Below are 3,412 nucleotides of genomic sequence, written 5' to 3'. Positions count from 1 at the left end.
CAGCTAACCTCTACGACACCTTGTCGGCAACATGTGCCTTTGAGGTGGTTTCCTCCGTTGTGTGCGCCAGGCCTGTCCGGACTACTTGTCCAGACGGGACCTAGGCCCGCGTGGGGATCTCGAACCAGACCACCTTGCCGGTGCCCAGCCGGGTCGCGCCCCAGCGCTCGGCGCACCGGGCCACGATCTGCAGGCCCCGCCCGCGCTCGTCCTCCGGTCCGGTCCGGCGCGGCCTGGGCAGCAGCGGGCTGTCGTCGCCGACCTCGCAGCGCAGCCGGGTGGTGCGCACCAGGCTCAGAGTCACCGGGCGGGTGGCGTGCTGGACGGCGTTGGTGACCAGCTCGCTGACCATCAGCTCGGTGGCCTCGGTCAGCTCCTCCAGGCCCCAGCGGCGCAGCGTGTGCGCGGCGAGCCGGCGGGCCCGGCCCGGCGTCTCGTTGCGCGGCTGGAGGTACCAGTGCGCGACGTCCCCGGCGGGGATGCCGTCGAAGCAGGCGGCCAGCAGCGCGATGTCGTCGCCCCGGTCGCCGGGCGGCAGGATCCGCAGCGCCTCCTGGCAGAGGTTCTCGGGCGCGTGCCGGTGGGCGCCCGCGATCCGGGCGCGGAGCAGTTCGAGGCCGTCGCTGAGCGGCCGGTTGCGGGTCTCCACCAGGCCGTCGGTGAACAGCAGCAGTGCGGAGCCGGGCGGTGCGGGCAGTTCGACGGAGGAGAAGTCCACCCCGCCGACGCCGATCGGAGCCCCGGCCTCCAGGTCGAGCAGCTCGGCCGAGCCGTCCGGCTGGACGAGCACCGGCGGCACGTGACCGGCGTTGGCGAGCACCACCCGGTTGGCGATCGGGTCGTAGACAGCGTAGACGCAGGTGGCCAGGTGCTGCTCGCGGCCGAGCCGCTGGGCCTGTTCGTCCAGGTGGTAGAGCACCTCGTGCGGCGGCAGGTCGAGCGCCGCCAGGGTCTGCGCGCTGGTGCGCAGCTGGCCCATGATGGCGGCCGAGGTGAGCGAGTGGCCCATCACGTCGCCGACGATCAGCGCCACCCGGTTGCCGGGCAGCGGCACGGCGTCGTACCAGTCGCCGCCGACCTGGGCGCCGCGCTCGCCGGGCAGGTAGCGCTGGGCGAGCCGGACGCCGTGCGGCTGCGGCAGGCGCAGCGGCAGCATGCTGCGCTGCAGCTCGTTGGCTATCTCCCACTCGCGGGCGTAGCGCAGTGCGGTGTCGACGGCCAGCCCGGCCTGGGTCGCGAGGTGGGCGGCGGTCGCGGTGTCGGTGGCGTCGAAGCCGGGCCGGCCGTTCTTCGCGGACGGACGGCGGATCAGCACCAGCAGGCCGAGCACGGCCTTGCGCCCGCGCAGCGGCAGGGCGAGCACCGAGGTGCCCGGGCTGAGCCGGGCCAGGCCGCGGGGACCGTACAGCTCGCGCAGCAGCTCGGTGGTGCGGGCGCTGCCGCTGCCGCGCTCGCCGGCGGCGCCGAGGACGACCGGCTCGGCGGGGCGGCGGCTGAGCAGGGTGTGCGCGAGCGCGCCGCCGCGGGTGACCGGGGTGGCCGGGCCGGGGTCGGCGGTGGAGCGGGCGCCGTACCGGCTGCCGTAGCGGTCGCCGTACCGGTCGCGGCGGTCGTCGCCGGCCGGGCGGCCGCGCCGGCCCAGCCGGGTGCCCTGGCTGTGGTGGATCCGCAGCTCCTCGGGGAAGCCGGGTTCGCGCTCGACGTTGGGCAGCGGGTCGCGCAGGTGGATGACGGCGGCGTCGGCGAGGGCGGGGACGAGCACCCGGCCGACGTTGCGCAGGGTGGCGGCCAGGTCGAGTGCGCTGTTGATCCGCCGGGTCGCGGAGTCGAGGTAGGCGAGACGCTCGGGGACGTGGTCCGGGGGTGACGACGGGCGGCGCGGCGTGGGCAGGGCAGGTGGCTGTCCGGCCTCGGATTTGAGCTGGTCGCGCACGGGTGCCTGTCCTGGGATCGGTACGGTCTGGGGTCTGTCCGGTGTCCGGGTTCCGCGGTCTGTCGTCCGGGTCCTGCTGGTCCTGCTGCCTGGGTCCCGCTGCCGGGTCCCGCCGTCCGGGCCCGTGGGGCCGCGGCCGGGAGGTCCGCCGCCGTCAGCCGACCCGTCGGCACCGGAGGAAGAGCTGCTCCTCCGGCGGCAACGAGGTGCTGGCGGGCGCGTAGGGACGCCCCTCCTGCTCCTCGACGACGAAACCGGCGGCCAGCAGGACCCGCTCCAGATCCTCCCGCAGATACCCGCTGATCCGCAGCTCCCGGCCGAGGAACGGCAGCGGAACGTGATCCAGGTCGGCCTCGACCATACCGAGCGCCAGCACCCCGCCGGGACGCAGCAGGGCGCGCAGCCGGGCCAGCACGGTGGGGATCTCGTCCTGGGGCAGCAGGATCAGCGAGAAGAAGGCGGTCACCGCGTCGAAGGTGCCCCGGCCGGCGGGCCCGAGTTCCGGCAGGTTCCAGGCGGAGCCGGCCCGCGCGGTCGCGAGGTCGTACATGTCCATGCGGTGCAGGACCGGGGCGTGCGGGCCGGGGTGCCGGGCCTGCCGGGCCAGCGACAGCATGACGTCCGAGAGGTCGACGCCGGTGACCCGCGTCCCGGCCGCGGCCAGCTGGCGGACGGTCGGCTCACCGCTGCCGCAGCCGACGTCCAGCACCGCCGCGCCCGGCTCCAGCCCGGCCAGCAGCCGGCGCCCGCAGGCCAGCTGTCCGTCCTTCGAGGGGAAGGCCTCCGCGTACCCGGTGCCGATCGTGTCGAAGGCGACCGCCTGCAGCGCGCGTTCGGCCCGGCGGCGCAGGACACCGGGCCCGCCGTCGTCGCCCGCGTCCTCGTCGATGGGGAACGGATCGGATAGCTGTCCGGTCGTCACGATTGAGAGGCACCTTTCCGGCCGGGCCTCCGGTCGGCTGGACGAGGCGCGGGGCCGGACCGCCGTCTCCTCCCGGCGCCCGCGCTGCCCCGCCGGCCCGCTGCCGGTGGCGGTACGTCACGCTCCCCGCGTCACAATGACTGCATTGCCACGCTGACTGCACGCTGACACTTTGCACAGACTCTTTGCACAGGGACACTCTGCACCGTGGGAGCGCCGCCGCGCTGCCTTTTCCGGATGCTCCACCCGGGAAGTGCGCCCGCGTGTGGTCTGGACTCCGAGAATATGCGTGATCACTGCACGATGGGGTCCGTTTTCGGCCAACTCGGGGTGGCTGGCCGAGGATGCCCCCCTCCCGGAGGGCGTGAAGCGCGGGCCCGGGTGGTGCGACCGGGCCGCGCGCGCTGCCCGGTCGGCCCCGCCGCCGCGAGCCGCGGTTCCCCCGCTCCCCGGGCCGCCGAGCCGGCGTTTATCGAACGTCAATCGGCCCGGTGCACAGTGGAGCCCAGCGCCGGGGAAGCGTTGAAGGCGCTCCCGCAGCCGGGGGGCTGCGGGAG

The 3,412-nt window shown here is 75.1% G+C and carries 2 protein-coding genes; both read right to left on the bottom strand.

The window, feature by feature from the left end:
* Nucleotides 1-100 precede the first annotated feature (100 nt).
* Complete coding sequence (locus ACFCX4_RS35395) at nt 101-1,933, bottom strand: SpoIIE family protein phosphatase (protein ID WP_376151446.1); 1,833 nt, start codon at nt 1,931-1,933, stop codon at nt 101-103.
* Nucleotides 1,934-2,087: 154 nt separating this feature from the next.
* A complete protein-coding gene (locus ACFCX4_RS35390; RefSeq protein WP_376151444.1) occupies nt 2,088-2,855 on the bottom strand; it encodes a class I SAM-dependent methyltransferase in 768 nt (255 codons plus the stop codon).
* Nucleotides 2,856-3,412: the final 557 nt, after the last annotated feature.

The organism is Kitasatospora sp. NPDC056327, assembly GCF_042261735.1.
GTDB lineage: Bacteria > Actinomycetota > Actinomycetes > Streptomycetales > Streptomycetaceae > Kitasatospora.
This window is presented reverse-complemented; position numbering and strand designations above follow the sequence as displayed.